The organism is Caulobacter vibrioides, from assembly GCF_002310375.3.
Lineage (GTDB): Bacteria > Pseudomonadota > Alphaproteobacteria > Caulobacterales > Caulobacteraceae > Caulobacter > Caulobacter vibrioides_D.
The window spans coordinates 2,497,905-2,522,821 of sequence record NZ_CP023315.3 but is presented as its reverse complement, the minus strand read 5'-3'; the positions used below and the strand labels follow the sequence as shown (position 1 = coordinate 2,522,821).

Below are 24,917 nucleotides of genomic sequence, written 5' to 3'. Positions count from 1 at the left end.
ATGCCGCACGGGGTGTGGCCGGTCGATCCATCGATGGTCGCGCCGTTCCTGGCGGCGATCATTCTGATCGAGCTCACACCTGGCCCCAACATGGGCTATCTGGCTGGGCTTTCCGTGGTCGAGGGGCGCCGCGCCGGCTTCATTACGGTCGCGGGCATCACCTGTGGCCTGCTGGCCTACATGGTCGCGTCCGTGGCCGGCGTGACCACCATACTGGCCAACAACCGCCCGCTTTACGAACTGCTGCGCTGGGCTGGTGTCGCCTACATCGTTTGGCTGGCGGTCGACGCCTGGCGGGGCGGCGAGAAGGCCGAAGCCTCGGCCAGCGGGGCCTCGGACTGGGTGCATTTCCGCAAGGGGTTGCTGGCCAATCTGCTCAATCCCAAGGCCGCGCTTTTCTACGTGACCCTGCTTCCCGGGTTCGTGAAGCCCGGACACGCTTCGCCCACGGTGCAGGCTGTGATCCTGGGCGGTTGCCACATTCTGATCAGCATCCTGATCCACGGCGGCATCGTGCTGTCCGCCGGGAGTTTGGCGGGTCGACTGACGAGGTTGGGCGGTGATCAGCGAGCCCGGCGAGTTTTCGCCATCGCCCTGTTGCTGACCGCCGGCTGGATCGCCTTTGAGACCCGCCAATCGGTCTGAACAAAGCCCCTTTTTCAGAGCGCAGTCCTAAGCTCGCGACCTATTCAACGTCTCCAGCCAACGCGTCGCGGTCGGGCGTGAGCAAGCCTTCGGCCGAGCAAAGCGCTTCGCAGAAGACGCCATCAATCCTCACCAGCAAAACAGCCAAAGTCTTCAATCATCGAGATCGAAGGGCAGCTCGTCCTGATCACCCGAGGCCTCGCGGCGCGCCTTGGATAGGGGCGAGTAAGCCGGAGCGGGGGGCGGCTCCGGCGCAGCGCGAGTGGCGCGGGGGGGCTCATCCTCGTCCCAGGGCGGATCGCCGAACATGTCCGGCTCAGCAGGGGCGGGCGGCGCGGGGCGTGATCCGGGACGGGAGGCGGGCGGCCGACGCGTTTCGTCGAACGACGAGCGGCGGGCCAGCGGCGGCGGCGTGTTGGGCAGGGGCGGGGGCGGGGCGTGGAAGTCATCGTCCTCGGCCTCGTCGTCTTCCTCTACGAGAGATTCCGCGGGCGGGGCTGGGCGCGGCGGTGTTGCGACGACCGTCTCGGGCGCTTCCCGCACAGGCCGTGGCGGCAGCGGTCGCCGCACGATCGCCTCGCAGCGGGCCAGCCAGCGATTGGCCTCCTGCATCAGCTCGGCGGGCGATTTGCTCTCACGGCGCGTCTCGTCGCCCGGCGCCCAGAGGTCCAGGGTGAAGTCAGGATTGCGCGGGTCATCGAAGATCAGGCGCAGGGTGACGGTCTGGGCCTGGGGCGCGACATGGTCGATCGCCCGGCGACCTTCGCCCCGGAAGACCCGGCCCATCACCTGGCCATCGACGAGCAGCTCGGCGCCGACCAGCTCGTCGAGGCGATAGATCAGGCACCAGGCGCCGCGATCCCAGGCCACCGCCAGCAGGTTGGTGGAAAAGGAAAAGCCGGCGCCCCGGCCACGACCGCGCGCGACCACAACACCTTCCGGCTCGCTCTTGAGAACGTTGCGGAGGGCGCGGCGGATGCGCCGGTCCTCATCGCCGTACCAGATGGCCAGGCTGCCCAGGAACGTCACCGCCGAGCCGGCGATGGCCACGAACAGCAAAAGACGCGCGAGCTCGCTCATAGTCTCTCAAGGCTAAAGAGAGTCGCGACGAGGGGACAGGCGGCCTACCGGACGCGGCAAATGTCCTGTTCATTCAGCAGCGAGAACTGCAGCGGCGCGCCGCCAGGGCCGCTGGCGCTGGACAGCAGGGCCGTCATGGATCGCCCGGCGACCTTCACGCAATGAAGCTCCTGGCGCATCGGTTTCGAACCCGGACCGCTGTCCTGAACCGGACGCGTCGGCGCCTCGGCCGCCAGCAAGCCCAGCGCCATGCGGCGCAGGTCTTCGCCGTCTCCCTGCCCGACACGCAGATAGCAGCTGGCCTGTGGGGGGCTATCCGACATCAGGATCTGGCCGGCGCCCCTCATCACGTAAATCCCGCGCCCCTTGTCCGCCAAGACGATGAACGGGTTGGAGAGGCTGGCCAGCTTGACGCCCTTGCGCGCGGCCGCCAGGCATCCGTGGGTCAGAGCGTAGCGCGCGGCCTCCGTGGGCGATGTCGCGACGGCGGCCGGTGGCGCGGCAGGCGTGGTCGTCGCCAGGATGAAGGCTGTCACGGCTGTTGCGAGCATCTGAAACCTCCAAGGCCTCAGAGCTTCTCACTAAACCTTAGGTGTGTCTATCGCGCCTAGTCTCGGAAATGACCGACCACCGGCACGTGGTCCGAGGGCTTTTCCTTGTCGCGCTCGTCGCGGTGGATGACCAGGTCCGTCAGACGGTCGGCCGCCTGCGGCGACAGCAGGAGGTGATCGATGCGGATGCCCAGGTTCCGCTGCCAGGCGCCGGCCTGATAATCCCAGAAAGTATAGCCGCCCGGCGCGCCGTCGGCCTGCATATAGGCGTCGGCGAAGCCCAGGTTCTTCAAGGCGCGGAAGGCCGCGCGGCTCTCCGGCTGAAACAGGGCGTCGCCCAGCCAGGCCTGCGGGTTGGCGACGTCCTCGGCCTCGGGGATGACATTGTAGTCGCCGGCGATGACCAGCGGTTCCTCGAGCGCCAGCAGCCCCTGGGCGTGGGCGTGCAGTCGGCGCATCCAGGAGAGCTTGTAAGCGAACTTCTCGGTCCCGATCGGGTTGCCGTTCGGCAGGTAGATGCCCACGACGCGGAACGGCGTCGGCGCGGCGATCACCGCCTCGACATAGCGCGCCTGCTCGTCGACCTCGTCTTCGGACAGGAAGGGCAGGCCCTTGCGGACATCCTCAATCGGATGCTTCGAGAGCAGCGCCACGCCGTTGTAGGTCTTCTGTCCGTGAACGACGACGTTATAGCCAAGCCGTTCAAAGGCTTCGGTCGGGAACTTCTCGTCGACGCACTTGATCTCCTGCAGCACGGCCACGTCGGGAGCTTCCGATTCGAACCACGCCAACACGCTCTCCAGGCGAGCATTGATCGAATTGACGTTCCAGGTGGCGATACGCATTGACGGCTCCAAGGTGCGGCGGGAGGCTAGGGCGCATGAAGGCCGCGCTCAAGTCGGGGAAAAAGCCCATCGATCGCACGCAGCTGGCGTTGATGACGCTGGCGACGGGCCTCTGCGGCGTGCTGGCCGTGCTGGGCGCTATTCTGGCGATCTTCACGCCGCTGGTCTTTGACCGCGCCGGCAACGTCCTCAATCCGATCGCCTGGCTGGGTTTCGCTTTCGCGGCCCTGTTCTGGGTGGTCTGCCTGCTGGGGCCGCTGGCGGGATGGATCCTGTGGCGCAAGGGCGCGGCGCCGCTGGCCTGGGCGGCCATGGTCACGCCCTTAGCCTGGGGCGCGGCCACCCTGACGCTGCTGCAGTTCGTGCCGGTCTGACCGCTCAGATCGAGAAGCTGACGCCGCAACCGCAGCTGGACTTGGCGTTGGGGTTACGAACCCGAAACTCCGCGCCGGCCAGTTCGTCGACGAAGTCGATCTCAGAGCCCTTCAACAGGGCCAGCGACACCACGTCGACCAGGGCGGTCGCGCCGTCGCGCTGGACCTTCAGGTCGTCGTCGTCGACCGTGTCGACCAGATCGAAGCGGTATTGAAAGCCCGAGCAACCGCCACCGTCGACCGCGACACGGAGCATCAGCGGACGGCCCTCGGTCTCGGCGATGGCCTTGATCCGGCGCGCGGCGTTTTCGGAAAGCGTTAAGTCGAGTTGGGTCATGGCTGTGGAAAAGTTACCTTCGGCTTATATGAGGGTGTCGCGGCCTCTTCGGAAGGGGCCAAATCGTTCAACGCGATAAAGGCGGTCTATGTCTCAGACTCCGTACTACGTCCCGCGCGCGCCCTACGCCGAAGATCCCAGCAAGTCGAAGGGGCGTCGGTTCAAGGAGGACGAGAGCCGCACGCGCACGCCCTTCGCGCGCGACCGCGATCGCATCATCCACACGTCGGCCTTCCGGCGCTTGAAGGAGAAGACCCAGGTCTTCGTGGCTCACGAGGGCGACAACTTCCGCACGCGCCTGACCCACACCCTCGAGGTCGCGCAGGTGGCGCGCTCGCTGGCGACCGCCTTGGGCCTGGACGCCGACCTCGCCGAGACCATCGCCCTGGCGCACGATCTGGGCCATCCGCCGTTCGGCCACGCCGGCGAGGACGAGCTCGAGATCCAGATGCGCGAGTACGGCGGCTTCGACCATAACGTCCAGACGTTCCGGGTCGTCACCGAGCTGGAGCACCGCTATCCCGACTTCGTGGGCCTGAACCTGACCTGGGAAACGCTGGAAGGGGTGATCAAGCACAACGGGCCGGTCACCAACAAGCTGGGCAAGCCTTCCTGGAAGGCGATCTCCAAGTACGACAACGAGTACGAGCTGGGCCTGAGCACCTGGGCGTCGGCCGAGGCCCAGGTCGCGGCCCTGGCCGACGACATCGCCTACAACAATCACGACGTCGACGACGGCGTGACGGCGGGCCTGTTCACGCTGGATGAGCTGATGGACGTGCCGTTGATCGGCCCGATCCTGGCCGCGGTGAAGAGCGAGCGACCCGATCTCGACGCGCGCCTGACCCATCTGGAAGCCGTGCGCCGCATGATCGGCGCGATGGTCGACGACGTCATGGGCGAGACGCTGCACCGCGCGGCGGCCAGCGGCGTCCAGTCCGCCGATGAGGTCCGAGCCCTGGACCACGCCCTGGTGGCGTTCTCGTCGGACATGGCCGAGGACCTGGCCCGGCTTCGGGGCTTCCTCTACGAGCGCATGTACCGCCACTGGCGCGTAAATCGCACCCGCAGCCAGGCTCGCCGCATTCTGGGCGAAATGTTCTCGCTCTTCTTGCGTGAGCCGGAGGTGCTGCCCACTGTCTGGTTCGCCAAGTCGCAGAACCGCGACGAAGCCGGCCGCGCCCGGGTGGTCTGCGACTATATCGCGGGCATGACCGATCGCTTCGCGATAGAAGAACATCGCAAGCTGTTCCACCTCGACGTCTGGAACTGATCTCTTCAGGACTCAGGACCCAGACCGGGGAGGCGAGCGGCGGCTCGTCCGCCACCGGAACGGGGCGGACGCTTCTGAGACGGCCCGGCCTTGGGTAACCTAGGGTCGCGCGCGTCTGATTCGATGCGTCGTTCCGTGCGCCGCCTGTCGGCGCGCAGAGTTTTGGAGCCTATCTGAGATGTCCGATCCGCACCGCGGGGCCTATACGCCGCCTACCGACGCGCCGTTGTCGTTCGATGCGCGTCAGCCGGTGCGGGGCGCGCGCCCGCTCCCCATGACCCTGATCATCAGCGCGGTGGTTCTGGTGACCCTGGTGGTGGCGGTGGTCATGATCTATCGCGGCGGCGTGCGCGGCCCCAACGAGCCGCCGCAAGCGGTCGGCGCCGAGGTCGCGCAAATGAAGACCCCGCCGGCCGAGGGCAGCCAGCCCAAGGACCCGGCTTCGGGCCTCCAGATTTATCACAACGAGGATCCGCAGCCGTCGGCGACGTTCGCCGCGCCGCCGGAAACGCCTCAAGCGCGTCCCGTCGCGCCGACGGCGGCGACGCCGGTCGAGACCGCCAGCCTGCCCGCCGCCAAGCCGGCTCCGGCCGCGCCGACGATCGAGTCGCTGGCCACCGCCGCCGCCCAGAAGCCGACGCCCAAGCCGGTGCAGGTGGCTCAGGCCGCGCCGAAGCCCGTGGCCGTGACGCCCGCCGCTGTGTCGACGGGCGCTGCTTCGGTACAGATCGGCGCGCTGTCGTCGCCGGCCCTGGCCGACAAGGCCTGGACCGAGGCGGTGCGCCTGGCGCCAGGCCTTGCGGCCGGCAAGGGCAAGAAGGTCGAGACGGTCGATAAGAACGGCACGACGCTTTACCGCACCTCGGTGACCGGTTTCGCCACGCGCGAGGCCGCCAAGGCCTTCTGCGAGGCGATCGCCGCCTCGGGCAAGTCCTGCTTTGTGAAATGAGCCTTCTGATGGGCGCTTCTTCCGCCGCCATCCTCGGCTGCGCCGGGACGACCTTGACGGCCGAAGAGGTCGCCTTCTTCAAGGACGTGAAGCCCTGGGGCTTCATCCTGTTCAAGCGCAACATCGCCGACCCCAACCAGGTCCGCGCCCTGACCGCCGCCCTGCGCGACACGGTCGGCCGTGCGGACGCGCCGATCCTGATCGACCAGGAGGGGGGGCGCGTCGCTCGCCTGCAACCGCCGCACTGGCGCACCTATCCGCCGGGCCGCGCCTACGGTGAGTTGGTGGCGAACGACCCCTTGGTCGCCCGCGAGATCACGCGCCTGGGCGCCCGGCTGATCGCTCATGATCTTCACGCGCTGGGGATGAATGTCGACTGCGTGCCGGTGCTGGACGTTCCCGATCCGAAGGGCCACGAGATCATCGGCGACCGCGCCTATGGCGACACGCCCGAGCAGGTGGCGACCCTGGGTCGCGCGGCGGCCGAAGGTCTGCTGGCCGGCGGCGTGCTGCCGATCATCAAACATATCCCGGGCCACGGCCGCGCTATGGCTGACAGCCATCTGGAACTTCCGGTGGTCAACGCCAAGCTGGCCGAACTGGACGCGCGTGACTTCGCGCCGTTCCGCGTGCTGTCGGACATGCCGATGGCGATGACCGCGCACGTCGTCTACACGGCGATCGACCGCAAGAACCCGGCCACGACCTCGAAGAAGGCGATCAAGAAGATCATCCGCGAGTCCATCGGCTTCGACGGACTGCTGATGAGCGATGACCTGTCGATGAAGGCACTGTCCGGCGACTTCAAGCAGCGGGCCAAGGACAGCCTTTCAGCCGGTTGCGACGTCGTCCTGCACTGCAACGGCGACCTGGCCGAGATGAAGGCCGTGATGTCCGGCGTCGGGCGGATGGGCAAGGAAGCCCGTCGCCGCGCGCAGGCGGTCATGGGCCGCCTGGTCAAGGTTCCCGAGCCCTTCGATGTGGCCGAGGCCCGGGCCCGGTTCGACGCGGCCTTCGACGGAAAGTACGCTTGAGCACGGGCTTTCAGCCCACCTTTGACTTCGAGGCCGCCAACGAGGCGGCCGAGGACGGCGCAGCGCTCGTCATCGATATCGACGGCTACGAAGGCCCGCTTCACGTGCTGCTGGCCCTGGCGCGCAGCCAGAAGGTCGATCTGCTCCAGCTGTCGATCACGCGTCTGGCCGAGCAGTACCTGGCCTTCGTCCAGCAGGCCCGCCGCGTGCGGTTCGCCCTGGCGGCCGACTATCTGGTTATGGCCGCCTGGCTGGCCTACCTGAAATCGCGCCTGCTGCTGCCCAAGCCCGAGCGCGCCAAGGCCGAGGAGCCGCCGGCCGAGGAAATGGCGGCGCAGCTGGCGTTCCGGCTGGCCAAGCTGGACGTGATGCGAAAGGCGGTCGAGGCCCTGAAGGAGCGTCCGATCCTGAAGCGCGACGTCTTCACGCGTGGCGACCCTGACGCGGTCAAGATCGTCTCGTCGACGAGGCTTGAGGGCGACCTCTATGGCCTGATGAGCGCCTACATCCAGCAGCGCAAGCGCGAGCACAGCCGTCACTACGCGCCGCGCCCGCCCACGGCCTATCCGCTGGAAGACGCCCGTGACCGCCTGCGGAGCCTGTTGCCCCGGATGGAAGATTGGACCGTCCTGACCTCGGTGGCGCCGATCGATCGGGTGCTGGAGACGGACGACGGCCCGTCGCCGGCGTCGTATCTGGCGTCCACGCTCTCGGCCTCGCTGGAACTGGTGAAGGAAGGTGTGCTGGAGGCGCGCCAGCTGGATCACTTCCAGGACATCTACCTGCGGACACGCGCCGAGCCGCTGGACGTGGCTGACTAAATGCACACAGACCGCCGTGTCATCCCGGCCGAAGCGCAGCGTAGAGCCGGGACCCAGGGGCGAGCGCAGTGCGCCGGCTCCTGGGTCCCGGATAGCCTCTATGAGGCTTCCGGGATGACATGGTGTTTTCAAGCGCTACACCTGACGCCATGACCACCGAACTGGATCCTCTTTTCGTCGAGCGCTGCATCGAGGCCCTGCTGTTCGCCGCGGCCGAGCCGCTGAGCGATGTCGACCTGGCCAAGCGTCTTCCCGAAGGGGCCGATATCGCCGCCGGGATCGAGGCCCTGCGCGCGCGCTATGAGGGGCGGGGGATCGAACTGGCGTGCGTGGCGGGGCGGTGGCGGTTCCAGACGGCCGCCGACCTGTCGTTCCTGATGACCGAGGAGCGGGAGGAGCCGCGCCGGCTGTCCAAGGCCGCGCAGGAGACGCTGGCGATCGTGGCCTATCATCAGCCCGTCACCCGCGCCGAGATCGAGGCGGTGCGAGGCGTGCAGGCCAGCCGGGGCACCATCGACGTCCTGCTGGAGTTGGGACTGATCCGCATGCGGGGGCGGCGCCGCACGCCGGGGCGGCCGGTGACCTTCGGCACCACCGACGCCTTCCTGGAGCACTACGGCCTGGCGACCTTGGCCGACCTGCCGGGAATCGCCGAGATGAAGGCGGCTGGCCTTTTGGAAATGAACCTGCCGCCGGGCTTTGCCGTGCCCGATCCCCTGGGGCTTCGCGCCGGCGAGGAGGAAGATCCCCTCGATCTGGACGACGCCGATGCGCCCGAATTCGCGCAGGACTTCCTTGGCGAGCCCGAAAAAGCCTGAGGCGAGCGGCAACCGGCCTCTATGGTCTTGTCACGCTTGGCTCCTTGCCATGCCGGCGCCTATATAGAGACAGAGATTGTAACGACGCGGCTCACGGTCTAAAGCGCCGCTGTCGCAAGGAGCACCGACGCTATGGGTAGCATGAGTTGGATTCACTGGGTGATCGTCATCGGGATCGTCGCCCTGTTGTTTGGTGGCCGCGGCAAGCTCTCCAGCGTCATGGGTGACGCCGCCAAGGGCATCAAGGCGTTCAAGGACGGCCTGAAGGACGACAGCAGCAGCGAAGTCGCTGACAACAAGGCCAAGGGCGCCCTGCCGCGCAACGAGGCCGAAGCCGAAGAGCTTCGCAAGTCGTAAGATCGAGCGCGCGGGGGCCTCTCCTCGCGCGATGGTCCAACCTCGCGGGGCGCTTTCGGGCTCCTCGGCTCTAAGGCGCGTCCATGCTTCCTGATATCGGCGGCACAGAACTTCTCATCATCGCCGCCGTCGCCCTGATCGTGGTGGGTCCCAAGGACCTTCCCCTTCTGTTGCGCAAGCTCGGCCAATTTGTCGGTCGCATGCGCGGCATGGCGTCGGAGTTCCGCGCCAGCTTCGATGAGATGGCGCGCCAGTCAGAGCTCGACGAACTGCGCCGCGAGGTTCAGGCCATGCGGTCGGGCCAGTTCACCAATCCTGTGCAGGACGCGGCGGAATCCGCGCGCGACGTCCAGGTCGATCAGGTCTTCGCCGACATTGACGCCTCGCTGTCCAGCGGCGCGATGCAGGGCCATCCCTATGCGGCCGCCGAGGTTCACAATTCGATCCTGCCCACGGCCGAGCCGTCGGCGGAGATCGTCGAGGCCAAGCCCAAACGCGCACCGCGCAAGAAGGTCGCTTCCGAGCCGGTTCTGATCGAACCTGCCAAGGCGCCGCGTAAGCGGGCGAGCGCCAAGCAGGACATCACCGTGGAAGCGCCCAAGGCCGTTCGCGCGCCGCGCAAGCGCGCCAGCAAGGCCGGCGGCTCCACCGCTTCGGACATCGTCTCGTGAGTACAGCCATCGGACACGACCCCGAGGACGAGATCGAGGGCTCGCGCGCGCCGCTCCTGGATCACCTGATCGAGCTGCGCACGCGGCTGATCATCTGCGTCGCGGCCATCGCCATCGCCTTTGGCGTCTGCTTCGCCTTCGTTAAACCGATCTTCCTGTTTCTCGTGCGGCCGTTCACCGTCGCCGAGGGCCTCAAGGCCATGCAAGACGGTGGCGGCGAGCACGGCGCCTTCGACCTGCTCCTGGCGCTGGTCGGCGTGAAGAAGGTGGCGACCGGCGCCCTGGCCAACATCACCCTGCAGGCCACCGCGCCGTTGGAGCAGTTCTTCACCAATATCAAGCTGGCCGCGTTCGGGGGGATCATCCTGGCGTTCCCGATCATCGCCTGGCAGCTGTACCGCTTTGTGGCGCCGGGTCTGTACAAGAAGGAGCGCAACGCGTTCCTGCCGTTCCTGATCGCCTCGCCCGTGCTGTTTCTGATGGGCGCCTCGCTGGTCTATTACGTGATGCTGCCGTTCGTTCTGTGGTTCTCGCTGAGCCAGCAGATGGTGGGCGACGGCGTGCAGGTGGTGTTGCAGACCCGGGTGTCTGAGTACCTGACCTTGGTCACAACCCTGCTGCTGGCGTTCGGCCTCAGCTTTCAGCTGCCCGTCGTGCTGTCGCTGGGGGGGCTTGCAGGCTTGATCACGTCGCAAATGCTGCGGACCGGACGTCGCTATGCGATCGTCGCGGTCTTCGTGGTCGCGGCGATCGTCACCCCGCCAGATCCGATCAGCCAGATCACCTTGGCGGTTCCGCTTTGCCTGCTTTACGAAATCTCGATCTGGTGCGTCTGGCTCATCGAGCGCCGTCGCAAAGAGGAAGACGAGAAGGCCGGTACGGACCTCGTCGCCTCGTAAGGCAAAGGCCGTCTTCGCTTTGAGTGCGGGCGCCAGCGAGGATTTCCCTCCGCCCAAGCGCCCGAGTTCAACGCGAATACCGCCCAAAACAAAGGGCCCTGCGACCGTGCCGCAGAGCCCTTTTCCCGCTCAGATACGCGAGCGACTTCTGTTCATTGGCCGTTAGGCGGCGGCGCCGTTGCGGGCCTGCAGCTGGGCCTTGGCGGCGCGAACGGTGTCGGCGACGCACGACTGATAGGTCGCGACGCTGAAGCGCGGCTGGGCCTTGCAGACCATCTGGGCGGCGACGCGGATTTCCGAGTGGATCTGGTCGCGGCTCTTGCCCTTCAGCGAGATGCGGACGACCGAGAGGGTTTCCGACGGCAGAGCCTTGCCGGTGTCACGGGCGCGGACGATCATGGCCAGCTGACGGTTGGCGCTGGTGATGGCGCTTTCAACGCAGTCGGCGGCGATCAGCTTGCCGTTCGCGGTGCAGACGGTGTCGGCGGCGGCCTTGATGGCGTTCTGGATCTCGACCGAGTTCTTGCCGGTGATCGAAATGCGGACTTCGTTGGTCTTGGCGCTGGCCGGGGCGGCGACGGCGGCGGCGATGGCGAGAGCGGCGAGAGCGGCGAACGTCTTCATGGTCATCCTTTGAATGATCGAGGAGGCCGGGGAGGGCCGTTTTTTCGGGGGGAGGAGAAGCGCACTGAATTGAGCGGGGCTTTTCCGCGCTTCCGATTAAACCTGCATGACAAAGCGTGGTTAATTTTCGGTAATAATTGGAAATTTGATGCGGGTTTCCGGCTTTGAAGGGGAATCTTGAGCTCTAACCAGGTGCGTCATGCGGTCGCACTGGTCCTCAAATCGGCATTTTGGCGCAAGACGCATCCCTCGGGGCGTCGCCGATGGAGGGCCACGAAGCCGTTCAGACGGCGACGCGCGACCCGGAAAGCTTGGCGCCCCCGCCGACGCGCCTTAGAGAGGGCGTCTCTCACTGCCTCTACCGAGCTAGCGTTCGATGCACGACATCAAGGCCATCCGCGAAAATCCTGAAGCCTATGACCGCCACTGGTCAGCCAAGGGCCGTTCGGGCGCGGCTGAAGAGGCCGTGGCGCTGGACGCTCAGCTGCGCGCGGCTCAGACCACGCTGCAGGAGGCCCAGGCCAAGCGGAACGAAAGCTCCAAGCTGATCGGCATGGCCAAGGCCAAGAAGGACGAGGCCGAAGCGGCCCGCCTGATGGCCGAGGTCGAGTCGCTGAAAGGCGTCATGGCCACCGCCGCCGAGGCCGAGAGCCTCGCCGGCGGCCAGTTGCGCGACCTGCTGGCTAGCCTGCCCAACATTCCGGCCGCCGAAGTCCCGGCCGGGGAGGACGAGCACGGCAATGTTGAGCAGCGCCGCTGGGGCGATGCGTCCAAACTGCCGGCCGGCAAGCTGAACGCGCCCAAGGACCACGTCGACCTGGGCGCGGCCCTGGGCGGCATGGACTTCGAAGCCGCCGCCCGCATGAGCGGCGCGCGCTTCGTCGTCCTCAAGAAAGAGATCGCCCGCCTGGAGCGCGCCATCGGCCAGTTCATGCTGGACCTGCAGACGGTCGAGCACGGCTATACTGAGGTTAGCCCGCCGCTGCTGGTGAAGGACGAGGCTTTGTTTGGGACCGGTCAGCTGCCGAAGTTTGAAGAGGATCTCTTTCAAACTACGGTGGAGTGGAAATCTGGTCTGCTTGCAGAACTCGAAGAGGACCACATCAATCGGCGCCATCTTCCAGAGTATGCCGCCGAAGGGCCGTTCGATCTGGTCAAACGTTTTGCTGACAAGCTTGAACGTCAGGGCCGCCGTTGGCTGATCCCCACCGCCGAGGTCTCGCTCACCAACATCGTCCGCGAGCAACTCATCGCCGAGGAAGAGCTGCCGATGCGCCTGACGGCGCTGACGCCGTCGTTCCGCGCCGAGGCGGGTTCGGCTGGTCGCGACACGCGCGGCATGATCCGTCAGCACCAGTTCTACAAGGTCGAGCTCGTTTCGATCACCACGCCCGACCAGTCCGAGGCCGAGCACCAGCGTATGGTCGAGTGCGCCGAAGCGGTGCTGAAAAAGCTGGAGCTGCCGTTCCGCACCATGCTGCTGTGCACCGGCGACATGGGCTTTGGCGCCAAGAAGACCTACGACTTGGAAGTCTGGCTGCCCTCGCAGGACATGTACCGCGAGATCAGCTCGTGCTCGAACTGCGGTGACTTCCAGGCCCGCCGCATGGACGCCCGCTTCCGCAAGACCGGCGAGAAGGGCGGCCACTTCGTGCACACCCTGAACGGCTCGGGCCTGGCCGTCGGCCGCACGCTGGTGGCCGTGCTGGAGAACTATCAGGACGAGGGCGGTCGCATCCACATCCCGGCGGCGCTGCAGCCCTACATGGACGGCGTGACGCACATCGGGGGGCAGGCGTGATGGCTGCTCGGAACACGTCCTTCCCCCTTGATGGGGGAAGGGTAGGGATGGGGGTGTCTCGGCCTCTCAGCGTCCCCGTGGCCGACCGGCCGGCGTCGAGGATCGGCCACGGCCGCATCACCCCCACCCAACCCTCCCCCATCGAGGGGGAGGGCTAGATTATGCGCATTCTCCTCACCAACGACGACGGCATCCACGCGCCGGGCCTCCAGGCTCTGGAGAAGATCGCCCGCGCCCTGACCGACGATGTCTGGATCTGCGCGCCCGAGTACGAACAGTCCGGCGCCAGCCGCGCCTTGACCCTGGCCGACCCGATCCGCGTGCGAAAGCTCGACCCGCGCCGCTTCGCCGTCGAGGGCACGCCCACCGACTGCGTGATGATGGCGGTGCAGCACCTCATCGAGGGGGCCAAGCCGGATCTGGTCCTGTCGGGCGTCAATCGCGGCCAGAACATCGCCGAGGACGTGACGCTGTCGGGCACGGTGGCCGGCGCGATCGAGGGCATGTCCATGGGCATCCCGTCGATCGCCCTGTCGCAGTCGATGAACTATTTCCACGACGAGATCGTCGCCCACTGGGAGACGGCCGAGGCGTTCGCGCCCGGCATCGTCCAGCGCCTGCTCGAGGTGGGCTGGCCCGCCAACGTGGTCATGAACGTGAACTTCCCCGCGCTGCCGCCGGAGAGCGTCAAGGCGGTCGAGGTGACTCGGCAGGGCTTCCGCGACGGCCATATGCGCCACATGGACAAGCGCACCGACCTGCGCGGCCGCGACTATTACTGGATGGGCTTCACCGCCAAGGCGTCCCAGCCCGCGGAAGGCACCGACTTGCGGGCCATCTATGAGGGGCGGATTTCCGTCACGCCGCTGCACATCGACCTTACGCACAATGAAACCGTGCATGCGCTGAAGGGCGTATTGGGCGGCGCGCCGCCCAAGAAGGTGGGCGCATGAGCGGAGGGACGACGAAGGCCGCCGAGAACGCCAAGGCCGACCTGCCGCGCCTGATGAAGGCGTTGCGCGACCAAGGCGTCACCGATCTGCAGGTGCTTAAGGCCATCGAGACCACGCCCCGCGACCTGTTCACGCCCGACCTCTTCAAAGACCGCTCGTGGGAAGATTCGGCCCTGCCGATCGCCTGCGGTCAGACGATCAGCCAGCCCTATATCGTCGGCCTGATGACCCAGGCCCTGACGGTCGAGCCGCGCTCGCGCGTGCTGGAGATCGGCACCGGCTCGGGCTACCAGACGACGATCCTCAGCAAGGTCTCGCGGCTGGTCTATACGATCGAACGCTACCGCACCCTGATGAAGGACGCCGAGGCGCGCTTCAACACGCTGGGTTTGACCAATGTCATCACCAAGTTCGGCGATGGCGGCGAGGGTTGGGCCGAACAGGCGCCGTTCGACCGCATTATGGTCACGGCTGCGGCGGAAGATGATCCCAAGCGGCTGCTATCGCAGCTGAAGCCGAACGGCGTGCTGGTCGCGCCGGTCGGGAAGGGGCCTGTCCAGAGCCTTCGGCGCTACGCCGGAGACGGCAAGGGCGGCTTTCGGGTCGAGATTCTTTGCGATGTGCGCTTCGTGCCCCTGCTGGCCGGCGTCGCCAAGGATCAGTGAGTTTCTGGGGACGCGTTCGTCGCGTCTCGGGATGTTAAAGGTTGGTTTACCCTGGCGGAGCCCTTTGGAGCTCCGACGGGAAAGGAGACGCTATGAGGCAGTTGTGGACGCAAGCGGCGGTGATCGCCCTGACGGCTGGAACACTCGGCGCTCCTGCGCACGCCAGCGGTCAGGCGGGGCAGCGCTTCACGCCAAACTTCCCGATCACCCAGCCGGCCGCGCCGCCGCCGGGTGAAACGATGCAGGCTCCGGCCGGCGAGGCCGAGACCCTGCCGCGTCCGACGCCGATCGCCACGCAGCCCCTCGCGCCCGTGGCCCAGTCGGAACTGCCTCCGCCCGCACAAGCTCCGGCGCCGGCGCCGCAGCCCGTGCTGCGCGCGACGCCGTCCAAGACCGTGGTGACCACCACTGTCGCCGGTCCCGTCGTCGAGGTTGCGGGCAAGCCGCAGGTGCGGGTCGTCGAATCCGGCGATGCGCTGGACGCCATTGCGCGCGGCATGGGCTCGACCCGGGCCGAGCTGGTCAAGCTGAATGATCTGGAGCCGCCTTATCGCCTTAAGCTTGGTCAGAAGATCAAGGGCCCCGCGACCAGCGCCAAGGCCTATGTCGTGCAGACCGGCGACACGATGTTCGCGATCGCCAAACGCTTCAGCGTCACCGCCGCAGCCCTCGCCGAAGAGAACGACCTGAAGGCCAGCTCGGCCATCAAGAAGGGCCAGAAGCTACGCCTTCCGGACGGCTACAAGGACAAGGGTCCGACCAAGACGACCCAGGTGATCCCGGGAACGCCGGCCGCATCGGTCGCCGAAGCGACGCCGACGCCGGCGCCGACCGCACAGCGTCCCACGGCGGCCGCTTCGACGCCTGTGCGCCAGCCGGTCTCCGCCGAGACGAGTGAGCCGACCACCACAAGCACCACGACCCTCAGCGTCACGGGCTCGGTCGTGACCGTGACCGGACCGCGTCAGGTGCACACGGTCAAGTCGGGCGACACCCTGACCGCTATCGCGCGCAAGTTCGACATGAGCCTCAGCGAGTTGGCCGACGCCAACAAGCTTGATCCCGACAAGCCGCTGAAGCTGGGCGCCAAGATCAAGGGTCCGGCGACGACGCAGAAGGCCTATTCCGTCCAAACCGGCGACACGCTGGGCGAGATCGCCAAGCGCTTCAATGTCAGCGTCAAGGTGCTGGCCGCCGAGAACAATCTGCGGGCCACGGCCTCGCTGAAGAAGGGCCAAAAGATCGCGCTGCCTGACGGTTTCCGCGACAAGGGGCCGATCAAGACCACGACGACCAGCGTCGCGACGACCCGCCCGACCACGCCGCCGGCCAATACCTATGCTCGCGTGGACAGCAGCGCGGCGACGCCCGCCACGCCGTCCAGCCCCATCCCCTATGCCCCGAGCGGCGCCGCCACGCGTCCGACCGCGCCGGTCGCCGCCCAGCCGATCACGCCGCCGGCCAACTCGCGGCCGATTATCGAGACCGCAGCCGCGCCGACCGAGGCCGAGATCATCGCCTCGGGTAAGGGCAAGTTCGCTTGGCCGCTGCGCGGCGAGATCATCTCGACCTTTGGCGTGAAGGGCACGGGCCAGCGCAACGACGGCCTCAACATCCGCGCGCCGCAGGGCTCGCCGGTGCTGTCGTCGGCCGATGGCGAGATCGCCTATGCCGGCAACCAGGTCCCGACCTTCGGCAACCTGGTGCTGGTCAAGCACGCTGACGGCTGGGTGACGGCCTATGCGCACCTCTCCAGCACCAATGTGAAGATGCGCCAGCAGGTCAAGCAGGGCGAACAGCTCGGCACGGTCGGCGCCACCGGCGGGGTCAACGAGCCGCAACTTCACTTCGAGATGCGCTATGCGCCGACGGTGAAGGACAAGGCCAAGCCGGTCGATCCGGGACTGGTGCTGCCGCGCTAGGGCATACGGCCCGCCTCGAAAGAGACGGGCCTTTTGCGTTTCATCACCAATATCTCGTCATCCCGCGCATCCTGCGCGGGGCCTATGGTTCAGCTTTCACCTGAGCCTTCTGGTCCGTAGGGCGTCTGCGGCGGACAAATGGGTTCCGCGAACACGTCGCGGGATGACGAAGGCTCGGGCGATTAACCCGGCAGGCCCACACCAAGCTCCCCCGCCAGATCGCGGACGAACTGCCAGGCGACGCGCCCTGAACGCCCACCGCGCATCTGCGACCACTGTAGGGCGCGGCGATCGAGATCGGCGGCGTCCAGGCCAAACCGCCCGGCGTAGCTGCGGATCGCCGCCAGATAGGTCGCCTGGTCCATGGGCGGGAAACCGATCCACAGGCCAAAGCGGTCGGAGACGCTCATCTCCTCCTCGGCGTTCTCGGCCGCCGCGATGGCGCCTTGGCTTTCGACGTGGTCGCGCGGCATCAGGTGCCGACGGTTGGACGTGGCCACAAACAGCACGTTTTCGGGCGGACCCGAGACCCCGCCCTCCAGGGCCGACTTCAGGGCCTTGGCCGCCGCCGCGCCGTCCTCGAACGAGAGATCGTCGCAAAGCACCACGAACCGCTCCGAACGAGCGCGCAACAGGTCAAACAGCGGGGGAAGGGCGGCCACCTCGTCGCGATCAACCTCGACCAGCTTCAGGTCCGGATAGGTCTCGGCCATGGCCATGAACGCGGCCTTGGTCACCGAGCTCTTGCCGGTGCCCCGCACGCCCCACAGCAGCACGTGATTGCTGGGCAGCCCCTCGGCGAAGCGGCGGAGGTTCTCGACGAACCGCGCCTTCTGACGATCGATCCCGACCAGCAGATCCAGCGACAGCGGATAGTCCGGCGCGGCGACAAACGCGCCGCTTTGGGGCTCGTGTCGAAACAGGCGCGCGGCGGTGAAATCGGGCGCTTCCGGGGCGGCCGGCGCCAAGCGATCCAAGGCGTCGGCGATGCGGGCGAGCAGGGGGACGAGCGCGTCGGTCATGTGTTGCTCCATACCCTCACGGGCTCGCATTGCAAAAGATAAGGCGAACGCATAGCTTCCGCCGACTTGGCGCGACCCTATTTCTAGGCGGCGCGCATTTGGATTTTTTGGAGAGACCATGCCCACCGGTTCCACCACGGCGACCCTGATGAACATCCTGCCCATCATCCTGATGGTCGTGCTGTTCTACTTCATGCTGATCCGTCCGCAGCAGAAGCGCCAGAAAGAGCACATGAACATGCTCAACAACCTGAAGCGCAACGACACCGTCGTGCTGTCCAGCGGCATGATCGGCAAGGTCGTCCGCGTCGAGGACCGTGAAGTGGGCGTCGAGATCGCCACCGGCGTGACCGTGAAGGTCGTGAAGGGCATGATCGCCGAGGTCCGCACCAAGGGCGAACCGGCCGCCGCCAACGACGCCAAGAACTGATCTGACGTTCCACGCGTAGTAGCCATCGGTTCGGATGTCCTGTCCAAGGGCTCCGAACATATTGATCTGGGTCTCCGGCGTCGGGCGATCATCGTCTGACGACCGGATCCCAGCGCAAATCCAGGCGTCTAACGGCGTCGATCCGAGCGTTTATCCATGCTGACACTGTCTCGCTGGAAGATTGTCTTGGTCACCTTCTCGGTGATCTTCGGCATTCTCTTCACCTTGCCCAATCTCCTGCCGCAGAAGACGCTGGATAGCTTTCCGAGCTGGTTGCCCCAGCAAAAGCTGAACCTTGGCCTCGACCTGCAGGGCGGCTCGTACCTCATGTATGAGGTCGACACCGACGCCCTGCGCAAGGAGCGCCTGAAGAACCTCGTCGAGGATGTCCGCACCGTTCTGCGGGGCGAGCAGATCACCTTCGGCGAACTGGCCGAGGTGAACGGCACGGTCCGTCTGCGCATCGCCGATGCGGCCAAGGTCGACGAGGCCGCCAGCTTGCTGCGTCGATCGGTCGGTTCGCCGTTCGCCGGCTCGGTCAGCGGGCGCGACGTCAATGTGAACAAGCGTGACGATCAGCGCCTGGAGCTGTCCTTCGTGCCGGAGGCTGCGGCTCAGGACGCGTCGATGGCGGTGGATCAGAGCATCGAGACCATTCGCCGACGCATCGACACCTTGGGCACCAAGGAGCCCAACATCACCCGCCAAGGCGCCGATCGCATCGTGATCCAGGCCGCCGGCGAGAGCGACCCCGAGCGCCTCAAGGCCGTGGTCGGCAAGACCGCCAAGCTGACGTTCCAGATGGTCGACGACTCGGTCACGCCCGAAGATATCGCGGCGGGGCGTATCCCGCCGGGCTCTGAAGCTCTGCCCAGCGACGACCGCTTCCAGGCCGCCTATGTGGTGCGTAAGCGCGCCCTGGTGTCGGGTGATGAGCTGGTCGACTCTCGTCAGAGCTTCGACGATCGCGGCGCGCCCGCCGTGTCGTTCAAGTTCAACGGCGCGGGCTCGCGCAAGTTCGGCGACGCCACCGCCCGCAATGTCGGCAAGCGCTTCGCCATCGTTCTGGACGGCCGGATCATCTCCGCGCCGACCATCAACGGCGCCATCCTGGGCGGCAGCGGCATCATCACCGGCTCGTTCACGGCCGAGAGCGCCTCTGACCTGGCTCTGCTGCTGCGCTCGGGCGCGCTTCCCGCGCCTCTGAAGGTCGAGCAGCAGAACACCGTCGGAGCCGAACTGGGCGCGGACGCCGTGCGCGCCGGCGCGATCTCCACCCTCGTGGCCTTCATCACGATCGTCGTCTTCATGATCCTCAGCTACGGGCTGCTGTTTGGCGGCATCTCGGTGATCGCGCTGATCATCAACGGCATGCTGATCGTGGCGGCGATGTCGCTGACCCAGGCGACGCTGACTCTGCCCGGTATCGCCGGTCTGATCCTGACCCTGGCCGTGGCCGTGGACGCCAACGTGCTGATCTATGAGCGGATGCGCGACGAGGCCCGGGCCGGCAAATCGCCGATCATGGCGGCTGATGCGGGCTTCTCGCGCGCCATGACCACGATCATCGACGCCAACGTCACCACCCTGGTGGCGGCGGGCATCATGTTCGCGTTCGGCGCGGGCCCTGTCCGCGGCTTCGCCTGGACCCTGTCGATTGGCGTGTTCACCTCGGTGTTCACCTCCGTGCTGGTTAGCCAGCTTCTCATCGGCTGGTGGTTCCGCGCCGCCCGCCCCAAGAAACTTCCGATCTGAGTGAGCGCACCCATGGCCTGGCCCCTGATCAAGCTGCTCCCGCAGAAAACCAACCTCACCTTCGTCAAGTTCGCGCGCCTGATGGCGCTGATCAGCGCGACCCTGGTCGTCGCCTCGCTGATCGGCGTGTTCAAGCCCGGGCTCAACCTCGGCATCGACTTCAAGGGCGGCTCCGTCATGGAAGTCTCGACCGCCCCGCGCGCGGTCGACCTGACCAAGGTTCGCAGCACGCTTGAAGCCCAAGGCCTGGGCGACGTGCAGGTGCAAGCCTTCGGCTCGCCGGATCGCGCCCTGGTGCGGTTTCAGACGCCGGCCGGCGGTGACCCCGGCGTCACCCTGACCAACGTCAAGACGGCTTTGAAGCAGTCGCTGGGCGACCCCGTCCAGTTCATCAACCCCTCGGCGGTCGGTCCCAAGGTCTCGGGCGAGCTGTTCCGCAGCGGCGTCCTGGCCCTGGTGCTCGCCGTCGGTCTGATGTTCCTCTACATCTGGTTCCGCTTCGAGCCGCAATTCGGCCTGGGCGCCGTCGCGGGCCTGCTGCACGACCTGATCCTGACCTTCGGCTTCATCGTGCTGTTCAAGATCGAGTTCAGCCTCAACACCGTGGCCGCGCTGCTGACCGTGATCGGCTATTCGATGAACGACACCGTCGTCGTCTTCGACCGCCTGCGCGAGAACCTGCGCAAGTACAAGAAGATGCCGTTGAAGGACGTGATCGACCTGTCGATCAACGAAATTGTCTCGCGCACCATCATCACCGGCGTCACGGCGATCATGGCTCTCACGGGTCTGGCGATCTTCGGTGGCGACGCCCTGTTCGGCTTCTCCGTCGTCATGATCTTCGGCATCGCGGTCGGCACCTACTCGTCGATCTATGTCGGCGCGCCGATCATCCTGCTGTGGGGCGTCAAGCGCGGCGAAGAGGAAGCCACGCCGATCAAGCTCGGCGAGGCCTCGCGTCCCTGATGCGCCAACCGCCCTCCATCGACGCCTGGGGCGGCGGCGGCTTTCGGGTCGCCGGCGTCTGGCGGCCCGGCTCGCTGCTGATCCTCGACGACCAGCCGCGCGACTGGGCCGCGTCGGCGCTGTCTGACCTGACCCCGGAAGCGTTCGCCGAGGTCTTCGCGGCGGGCGGCGCGGTCGAGTTTGTGCTTTTGGGCACGGGCTTGAACAACGCGCTGCCGCCGCGCCCGGTCCGTGACGCCCTGAAGGCGGCCGGCGTCGGCTTGGAGTTCATGAGCACCGAAGCCGCCGCGCGCACCTATAACGTCCTGGCCAGCGAAGGCCGAAGACTGGCGGCGGCGCTGATCGCGGTGTAGCCGGGCGGCTCGGCGACTCTCGGTATGTCGGGTTTGCCCGACTCCGAAACGCCCCTATGGTCCCCTTAAGGAAAATGGGATCCTAGGGGGAAACCGATGACTGGACTGCTTTCGAACTTCCGCAACACGATCATTGTCAGCTTCGTGCTGGCCCTGGTGATCGTCATTGGCTACGGCCATAGCCCGCACGGGCACGACGCCACGTATTTCCAAGCCATCTTCCGCTGGCTGCACGTGCTGTTCGGCATCCTGTGGATCGGGCTGCTCTACTACTTCAACTTCGTGCAGATCCGCGTGATGCCGCAGATCCCGGCCGAACTGAAGCCGGCGGTCAGCAAGTATATCGCGCCCGAGGCGCTGTTCTGGTTCCGCTGGGCGGCCCTGGCCACCTGGGTGATGGGCGTGCTCCTGGCCTATAATCGCGGCTATCTGGTGGAAGCCTTCACCCTGGGCCTGGCCGGCGGCTACACGCCGGGCGTCGACATGGGCTTCACCTTCATCGGCACGGGCATGTGGCTGGCGACGGTGATGTTCTTCAACGTGTGGGTCTTCATCTGGCCGAACCAGAAGATCGCTCTTGGCATCGTCGAGGCCGATGCGGACGCCAAGGCCAAGGCCGCCAAGACCGCCATGCTGTTCTCGCGCACCAACACCCTGCTCAGCATCCCGATGCTGGCCACCATGGCGATGAACCAGACGCTGTTTGGCTAAACACCGCCGGAAAATGCTGTAAGGGGAGGGCCCGTCGCGACTCGCGGCGGGCCCTCTTCGTTCTGGACCCCATGGCCGACACCGAGACCCTCGAAGACCTCGTCCGCCGCGTCGATCCCGACCGCTGGCTGGCGACGCGCTTCATCGCCGATCCTGCGGCGCGCGCCGACGTGATCGCCCTCTATGGGCTGAACTACGAGCTGGCCCGCGTGGCCGGCGGCGTCTCCAACGCCCTGATGGGCGAGATCCGCCTGACCTGGTGGCGCGAGGCGATGGAAGAGATCGCGGCCGGAAAGCCGCCGCGCAAGCATCCCAATGTCGAGGCCTTGGCCGCGTCCGGCTTCGACCCCAACGCCCTAGCGGTTCTCGCCGACGCGCGTTTCGTCGATCTGGACGAAGGGCCGTTGCAGGATGAGGCGGCGGTACTGGCCTATATCGACGGCACGGCCGGCGCGCTGGCCGTGCTGGCGGCGCGACGGCTCGATCCGAGCGCGGATCCGCATGCGGTCAAGGGCGCGGCGCGCGCCTGGGGTCTCGCCGGTCTGTGGCGTCTGAAGCAGGCGGGGCGGTCGCGCTTGCCGGAGGATTGGACGCAGGCGGATGTGAAACAGCGGGTCGAGGCCCAGCTGAAAGCCGCGCGGGCCGAGCTGCGGCGCCTGCCGGTGGCGGCCTTCCCGGCGGCGGCGCCGGCCGTCCTGGCGCGGGTCTACATGTCTAGCCGGGACGTCGGCGAGCTCGAGAAGAAGGCGCGACTGACGTTCGCGGTGGCGACAGGGCGGCTTTGAGCGCCGTGGTCATGAAACCCGATCTGCTCAGAACGGTTGTGCTTAAGCGCGGCGACGTCAGGACGCGCATCACCCCAGCGGCTGGGCCGCCGACATGACATCGCCAGAGCGCTGATCATCGATCCGCGTTACATTTCGTGGTGCGTCGCCTCGTTATAAAAATGAAACAAATACAGCGCTTTACGTGGTAACAATCCGAAACAGACTTTGCTTTGCCGCGGCGCAGCGTCGCACCTAAATGCTAAGCGGGGGCGAAAGGTCGGCTGCAAGGCCGTCCGTTAGCCAATAAGGGTCTCGAGTGTCGGCTTCGGGTTATTTTCAGCACACGGTCGCAGGACCGGTGATCTTCGCGGGGATCGGCCTGCACACGGGCGCGCACGTTCGCGTCGCCGTGCGTCCGGCGGTCGCCGACATGGGGATCGTCTTTGTGCGGACCGACGTACACGACCGCGACAACCGCGTGCCGGTGACCGCCGACGCTGTTTGCCAAACCCAGCTCGGTACGGTGATCAACAACGCCGATGACGTTCGCGTCTCGACGATCGAGCACCTGATGGCCGCGCTGGCGGCCCTGTCGATCGACAACTGCATCGTCGAGGTCGACGGTCCCGAAGTGCCGATCATGGACGGCTCGTCCGAGCCCTTCATGCAAATCCTGGATCGCGCGGGTCGCCGCCGCCAGGAAGCGGTTCGCCAGTACATCGAGATCCTGTCACCGATCACGGTTGAGGAGGGCGACAAGCGCGCCAGCCTGCTGCCGGCCGATCGCTTCGAGGTCGCGTTCGAGATCGCTTTCGCCAGCCGGGCGATCGGTCGTCAGGCGGTGGACCTGGTGGTCGACGAAGACTCGTTCCGCGCCGAGCTTTCCAACTGCCGCACCTTCGGCTTCGTGCGCGACGTCGAGGCGCTGCGCGCGATCGGTCTGGCGCGTGGCGGTTCTATGGAGAACGCCGTGGTCATCGACGGCGACCGCGTGCTGAACCCGGAAGGCCTGCGCCGTCCGGACGAGTTCGTTCGTCACAAGGCGCTGGACGCCGTGGGCGATCTCTACGTTCTGGGCAAGCCGATCATCGGCCGCTTCGAAGGCGTTCTGGCTGGTCATGGCCTCAATAACGCCGTGGTTCGAGCGTTGCTGGCCCAGCCGCGCGCCTGGCGCCTGCGCGCCTTTGCGCCGGCCCTCGCTGAAGCGGTTTAGGAGCGTCTCCGAAGAGTCGGGGCTCGGCCTTCGCATTTGCGCCTTCGACGGCGTGGTGTAGAAGCCTTGCACGGCGCAGGGGCGCACGTTTGCTTCGAGGGTGAGAGAGTCCGTGCTTCGTATTTTCCAGGGACGTTCGGCCGTCACTATCGCCGCTGTCCTCGTCGCCGCCTCGGTGGCGGGCTGCGCGGGCAAGGCCAAGAAACCGACCCTCGCCTACGAAGAGCGTCCCGTTGAGCTGCTGTATTCCACCGGCGCGGACCGTCTGGACCGCGGTAACTGGAACGAGGCGGTCGACTATTTCCGCGAAGTCGAGCGTCAGCACCCCTATTCGGAATGGTCGCGTCGTTCGATTCTGATGACCGGCTACGCCCACTACATGGGCAATCAGTACGCCGAAGCGGTCGGCGACGCCGACCGGTTCATCTCGCTCTATCCCGGCAATCCGTCGGCGCAGTACGCCTTCTATCTGAAGGCCATCTGCTACTTCGAACAGATCGTCGACGTGAACCGCGATCAGGCCGCGACCGAACAGGCGCTGGCCGCTCTGCGCGACGTCGTCCAGCGCTATCCGAACACCGAATACGCCACTGACGCGCGCCTGAAGATCGACATGGTCAACGACCAGTTGGCCGGCAAGGAAATGGCCATCGGGCGCTGGTACCTGAAGAACGGCCAGACCCTGTCGGCGATCGGCCGGTTCAAGACCGTGATCGAGCGCCACCAGACCACTTCGCACACGCCCGAAGCCTTGTTCCGCCTCGTGGAGTCCTACCTGACGCTCGGCCTCAATGAAGAGGCCAAGCGCAATGGCGCGGTTCTGGGCTACAACTTCCCGGGCGACCGCTGGTATGTCGACGCCTACAGGCTGTTGAACGACAACGGCCTGCGTCCGGCGGTCGAGCCGCTGAAGGCTGGCGCCAAGCGAAACGCGCTGGAACGCATCCTGTCGAAGGACAAGGGAACGACCCTGGCCCCGCCCGGCGAACGCAAGGCCAAGAAGGGTCTGCTTGGTCCGCTGGGCATGTAAATCGCGGCGGGATCCTGGTTGATCCCGTTTCGTTCCGCCTTTGCGCTTTGA

The 24,917-nt window shown here is 66.5% G+C and carries 28 protein-coding genes and 1 pseudogene; 23 read left to right on the top strand and 6 right to left on the bottom strand.

Annotated elements, in window-relative coordinates:
* Entirely contained in the window at positions 1 to 645 is a 645-nt protein-coding gene (locus CA606_RS11945) for a LysE family translocator (RefSeq protein ID WP_096050932.1), read from the top strand.
* A gap of 153 nt (positions 646 to 798) precedes the next feature.
* Here the strand turns inward: CA606_RS11945 and CA606_RS11940 are convergent, their stop codons facing one another.
* From CA606_RS11940 to xth, 3 genes are read right to left on the bottom strand one after another with little or no spacing between them, the layout of a single operon-like run.
* Positions 799 to 1,725, bottom strand: coding sequence for a hypothetical protein (locus CA606_RS11940; protein ID WP_096050933.1), 927 nt, complete (start codon positions 1,723 to 1,725; stop codon positions 799 to 801).
* A 44-nt stretch (positions 1,726 to 1,769) separates the two neighbouring features.
* A complete protein-coding gene (locus tag CA606_RS11935; protein ID WP_096050934.1) occupies positions 1,770 to 2,276 on the bottom strand; it encodes a hypothetical protein in 507 nt (168 codons plus the stop codon).
* Positions 2,277 to 2,332: 56 nt separating this feature from the next.
* On the bottom strand, positions 2,333 to 3,121 hold the full coding sequence (xth, locus tag CA606_RS11930; RefSeq protein WP_096050935.1) for an exodeoxyribonuclease III: 789 nt from the start codon (positions 3,119 to 3,121) through the stop codon (positions 2,333 to 2,335).
* Between xth and CA606_RS11925 the strand changes: the two genes are divergently transcribed.
* Positions 3,121 to 3,495 carry a hypothetical protein gene (locus tag CA606_RS11925; RefSeq protein ID WP_096050936.1) on the top strand — a complete coding sequence of 125 codons (375 nt, stop codon included), beginning with the start codon at positions 3,121 to 3,123 and terminating at the stop codon, positions 3,493 to 3,495. The two genes, xth and CA606_RS11925, sit on opposite strands and share 1 nt — an antisense overlap.
* 4 nt (positions 3,496 to 3,499) lie before the next feature.
* On the opposite strand, the gene erpA is transcribed toward CA606_RS11925, so the two are convergent.
* On the bottom strand, positions 3,500 to 3,832 hold the full coding sequence (gene erpA / locus CA606_RS11920; RefSeq protein WP_096050937.1) for an iron-sulfur cluster insertion protein ErpA: 333 nt from the start codon (positions 3,830 to 3,832) through the stop codon (positions 3,500 to 3,502).
* A gap of 88 nt (positions 3,833 to 3,920) precedes the next feature.
* On the opposite strand from erpA, the gene CA606_RS11915 reads away from it, so the two are divergent.
* The 9 genes and pseudogenes from CA606_RS11915 (at position 3,921) to tatC (ending at position 10,654) form a co-directional block, all read left to right on the top strand.
* Positions 3,921 to 5,105 (top strand): deoxyguanosinetriphosphate triphosphohydrolase, encoded by a 1,185-nt coding sequence (locus tag CA606_RS11915; RefSeq protein WP_096050938.1) that lies wholly within the window; start codon positions 3,921 to 3,923, stop codon positions 5,103 to 5,105.
* Positions 5,106 to 5,283: 178 nt separating this feature from the next.
* A complete protein-coding gene (locus CA606_RS11910) occupies positions 5,284 to 6,054 on the top strand; it encodes an SPOR domain-containing protein (RefSeq protein ID WP_096050939.1) in 771 nt (256 codons plus the stop codon).
* Positions 6,051 to 7,088, top strand: a complete 1,038-nt coding sequence (gene nagZ / locus CA606_RS11905; protein WP_181242564.1) for a beta-N-acetylhexosaminidase — start codon at positions 6,051 to 6,053, stop codon at positions 7,086 to 7,088. Before CA606_RS11910 ends, nagZ begins: the two co-directional genes overlap by 4 nt.
* Positions 7,085 to 7,909, top strand: coding sequence for a segregation and condensation protein A (locus tag CA606_RS11900; protein WP_096050940.1), 825 nt, complete (start codon positions 7,085 to 7,087; stop codon positions 7,907 to 7,909). The genes nagZ and CA606_RS11900 overlap by 4 nt, the downstream gene beginning before the upstream one ends.
* Positions 7,910 to 7,926: 17 nt before the next feature.
* A pseudogene (locus CA606_RS20580) lies at positions 7,927 to 8,001 on the top strand (hypothetical protein); the annotation flags it as partial.
* Positions 8,002 to 8,058: 57 nt separating this feature from the next.
* Positions 8,059 to 8,727: an SMC-Scp complex subunit ScpB gene (gene scpB / locus CA606_RS11895; RefSeq protein ID WP_096050941.1), complete on the top strand. Its 669-nt coding sequence runs from the start codon at positions 8,059 to 8,061 to the stop codon at positions 8,725 to 8,727.
* 132 nt (positions 8,728 to 8,859) lie between these two features.
* Positions 8,860 to 9,084 carry a twin-arginine translocase TatA/TatE family subunit gene (locus CA606_RS11890; RefSeq protein ID WP_096050942.1) on the top strand — a complete coding sequence of 75 codons (225 nt, stop codon included), beginning with the start codon at positions 8,860 to 8,862 and terminating at the stop codon, positions 9,082 to 9,084.
* Between the two features lie 83 nt (positions 9,085 to 9,167).
* Positions 9,168 to 9,755, top strand: a complete 588-nt coding sequence (gene tatB, locus CA606_RS11885) for a Sec-independent protein translocase protein TatB (protein WP_096050943.1) — start codon at positions 9,168 to 9,170, stop codon at positions 9,753 to 9,755.
* Positions 9,752 to 10,654: a twin-arginine translocase subunit TatC gene (gene tatC / locus CA606_RS11880; RefSeq protein ID WP_096050944.1), complete on the top strand. Its 903-nt coding sequence runs from the start codon at positions 9,752 to 9,754 to the stop codon at positions 10,652 to 10,654. The genes tatB and tatC overlap by 4 nt, the downstream gene beginning before the upstream one ends.
* Positions 10,655 to 10,816: 162 nt before the next feature.
* Here tatC and CA606_RS11875 read toward each other — a convergent pair whose 3' ends face one another.
* Positions 10,817 to 11,284: a hypothetical protein gene (locus CA606_RS11875; protein ID WP_096050945.1), complete on the bottom strand. Its 468-nt coding sequence runs from the start codon at positions 11,282 to 11,284 to the stop codon at positions 10,817 to 10,819.
* A 370-nt stretch (positions 11,285 to 11,654) separates the two neighbouring features.
* On the opposite strand from CA606_RS11875, the gene serS reads away from it, so the two are divergent.
* From serS to CA606_RS11855, 4 genes are all read left to right on the top strand, one after another.
* A complete protein-coding gene (gene serS / locus CA606_RS11870; protein ID WP_096050946.1) occupies positions 11,655 to 13,079 on the top strand; it encodes a serine--tRNA ligase in 1,425 nt (474 codons plus the stop codon).
* Positions 13,080 to 13,240: 161 nt separating this feature from the next.
* Positions 13,241 to 14,032 carry a 5'/3'-nucleotidase SurE gene (surE, locus tag CA606_RS11865; protein ID WP_096050947.1) on the top strand — a complete coding sequence of 264 codons (792 nt, stop codon included), beginning with the start codon at positions 13,241 to 13,243 and terminating at the stop codon, positions 14,030 to 14,032.
* A complete protein-coding gene (locus CA606_RS11860) occupies positions 14,029 to 14,697 on the top strand; it encodes a protein-L-isoaspartate(D-aspartate) O-methyltransferase (RefSeq protein WP_096050948.1) in 669 nt (222 codons plus the stop codon). The genes surE and CA606_RS11860 overlap by 4 nt, the downstream gene beginning before the upstream one ends.
* A 92-nt stretch (positions 14,698 to 14,789) precedes the next feature.
* The gene (locus CA606_RS11855; protein ID WP_096050949.1) at positions 14,790 to 16,619 is read left to right on the top strand and encodes a LysM peptidoglycan-binding domain-containing protein; all 1,830 of its coding nucleotides are present in this window, start codon (positions 14,790 to 14,792) and stop codon (positions 16,617 to 16,619) included.
* 182 nt (positions 16,620 to 16,801) lie between these two features.
* On the opposite strand, the gene CA606_RS11850 is transcribed toward CA606_RS11855, so the two are convergent.
* The gene (locus CA606_RS11850; protein WP_181242563.1) at positions 16,802 to 17,641 is read right to left on the bottom strand and encodes an ATP-binding protein; all 840 of its coding nucleotides are present in this window, start codon (positions 17,639 to 17,641) and stop codon (positions 16,802 to 16,804) included.
* 118 nt (positions 17,642 to 17,759) lie between these two features.
* Between CA606_RS11850 and yajC the strand changes: the two genes are divergently transcribed.
* The 8 genes from yajC to CA606_RS11810 all read left to right on the top strand — a co-directional run bounded on the left by yajC (position 17,760) and on the right by CA606_RS11810 (position 24,866).
* Positions 17,760 to 18,071: a preprotein translocase subunit YajC gene (gene yajC, locus CA606_RS11845; RefSeq protein WP_096050951.1), complete on the top strand. Its 312-nt coding sequence runs from the start codon at positions 17,760 to 17,762 to the stop codon at positions 18,069 to 18,071.
* 156 nt (positions 18,072 to 18,227) lie between these two features.
* Entirely contained in the window at positions 18,228 to 19,826 is a 1,599-nt protein-coding gene (gene secD, locus CA606_RS11840; protein ID WP_096050952.1) for a protein translocase subunit SecD, read from the top strand.
* Entirely contained in the window at positions 19,827 to 20,792 is a 966-nt protein-coding gene (gene secF, locus CA606_RS11835; RefSeq protein WP_181242562.1) for a protein translocase subunit SecF, read from the top strand.
* Positions 20,792 to 21,145 (top strand): Mth938-like domain-containing protein, encoded by a 354-nt coding sequence (locus CA606_RS11830; RefSeq protein ID WP_096050954.1) that lies wholly within the window; start codon positions 20,792 to 20,794, stop codon positions 21,143 to 21,145. The genes secF and CA606_RS11830 overlap by 1 nt, the downstream gene beginning before the upstream one ends.
* 96 nt (positions 21,146 to 21,241) lie before the next feature.
* Positions 21,242 to 21,856, top strand: a complete 615-nt coding sequence (locus CA606_RS11825) for a urate hydroxylase PuuD (protein WP_096050955.1) — start codon at positions 21,242 to 21,244, stop codon at positions 21,854 to 21,856.
* A 71-nt stretch (positions 21,857 to 21,927) separates the two neighbouring features.
* A complete protein-coding gene (locus CA606_RS11820; protein WP_096050956.1) occupies positions 21,928 to 22,641 on the top strand; it encodes a squalene/phytoene synthase family protein in 714 nt (237 codons plus the stop codon).
* Between the two features lie 298 nt (positions 22,642 to 22,939).
* Positions 22,940 to 23,836, top strand: a complete 897-nt coding sequence (gene lpxC, locus CA606_RS11815) for a UDP-3-O-acyl-N-acetylglucosamine deacetylase (protein ID WP_096050957.1) — start codon at positions 22,940 to 22,942, stop codon at positions 23,834 to 23,836.
* Positions 23,837 to 23,936: 100 nt separating this feature from the next.
* A complete protein-coding gene (locus tag CA606_RS11810; protein WP_096050958.1) occupies positions 23,937 to 24,866 on the top strand; it encodes an outer membrane protein assembly factor BamD in 930 nt (309 codons plus the stop codon).
* Positions 24,867 to 24,917: the final 51 nt, after the last annotated feature.